This window comes from Mordavella massiliensis (assembly GCF_016902415.1).
Lineage (GTDB): Bacteria > Bacillota > Clostridia > Lachnospirales > Lachnospiraceae > Merdimonas > Merdimonas faecigallinarum.
In genome coordinates this window covers 1-990 of record NZ_JACJLV010000108.1, presented here as the reverse complement: position 1 = coordinate 990, position 990 = coordinate 1, and the positions used below count along the sequence as shown (strand labels likewise).

General features: G+C 30.4%; 1 protein-coding gene. It reads left to right on the top strand.

The features are described from left to right. Window positions 1–971, top strand: a 971-nt coding sequence (locus tag H6A13_RS12980; protein WP_204909944.1) for an acyltransferase, incomplete at its 5' end; no start/stop codon positions are given. Window positions 972–990 lie beyond the last annotated feature (19 nt).

Below are 990 nucleotides of genomic sequence, written 5' to 3'. Positions count from 1 at the left end.
ACACAGGAAATACGGGATTTCTAGCTTTTCAAGGACAAGACAATATTATATTGAAAGTTATAGAGATATTATGTTCAAGTTTTTGCCTTGTTGCAGTTCCTTTGTTCTTTATGTGTTCGGGAGTATTGCTTTTGTCAAAAGCGGAGAGTATAAGTGGACTTTATAAGAAACGGGTAGTAAAATATCTGACGGTGATTCTGGTTTTTACATTAGGATATTATGTTTCTCTATCGCTTTATGGGCATGCTCAGATGAGCCTTTGGTGGATATTAAATACACTATATTCCACTACTACATTTAGTTTTTCGGGTTCCTATTGGTTTTTGTATTCATATGTAGCATTTTTAATAATGCTTCCAATATTTCGCATTATTGCAAAACATATAACAAGAGAAATCATGATATATATTTGTACATTGTACTTCGTCTTTGGAGGAATGTTGCCTCTTTTAGAATATACGTTTGGATTTGGGAATATAGCATTGGCCATTCCTTTTGTAACGAATCCTGCTTTTTTTTATCCTCTTGTAGGATTTTACATTGAAGAAAATGATATAAGTTATTTCCGAAATAAAAAAATTATGTTTGCTGCAATGATAATGACTGCTATTTCTTTTGTGTCAAGTACTGTTATTTCGCTTTTGAGTTTGCGTCAGGATCAATTTATAAATGAGTATTTAACAATATTTGAAGGCTTTATTGTCATATTTGTTTTTATATTGGGCCGTGACGCTTTTAAAAAGGTAAAGTTGACTTCAAAAATTAAAAAGGTAATTCAGCAAATTAGTAGTTGTACATTTGGAATATATTTGATACATGGTTTTGTATTTACCTTTATGATTCGAACAGATACGATTTATACAGGGATTGGTTATGTTGATTCATGGCTTATGGTATTTTTTGTTTTTCTTATTGGATTGTTAGTTACTTATATTCTTCGCAAGATACCAATAATACGATGCTTGTTTTAATTTTTACATATCACATAAT